General features: G+C 46.6%; 1 pseudogene. It reads right to left on the bottom strand.

Annotated elements, in window-relative coordinates:
* Nucleotides 1-511: pseudogene (gene vopN / locus R7E78_RS30780) on the bottom strand (SctW family type III secretion system gatekeeper subunit VopN); the annotation flags it as partial.

Genomic DNA, 511 nt, shown 5'->3' with positions numbered 1-511 from the left:
TCACCGAAACGCTCGACAACATCCTGATATGCAGAGCCAAGCCCTTGATAGCAGTGCACCGTATCGCGGTAAAAGCCGCGCAATTGATGAAGAGAGCTGAACTCTTGCTCTTTGCTAAACTCATCAGCGAAATGAGAAACACGGATTTCGGTGTCGATTTGCGACCAAGAATCCGGGTTCTGCTCGATTTTCAAGATCGCTTGGTCAATCAGCGCCAATAAGTGTTTACTTTCCGGATTAGCCGATAAGTATTTCTTCACCGCTTTTAGAGCTAAGTATTGGTGGCTTTTTTCTTCCGAAAACCCGTTCAAATACGCTTGAAGCTGAGCGATGGTCGAAATGTTGCCACCCGCCATTTTGGCCGCGAGATCTTTGATTTTTTGGTTTTTCTCTAGATCGGGCACCTTTCTGAGGTAATCAGAAACCAGCTCATGCGCTTCGTTAACGCGAACGCCACCGTCTTTTATTTTGCGTTTGGTGAGAGCTTTTTCTGCTTTTTCGGAGCCAAGTG

The organism is Vibrio sp. YT-19(2023), assembly GCF_033337395.1.
Note: the sequence above shows the minus strand (reverse complement) of the source record. Positions and strands in the feature narration are given on the sequence as shown.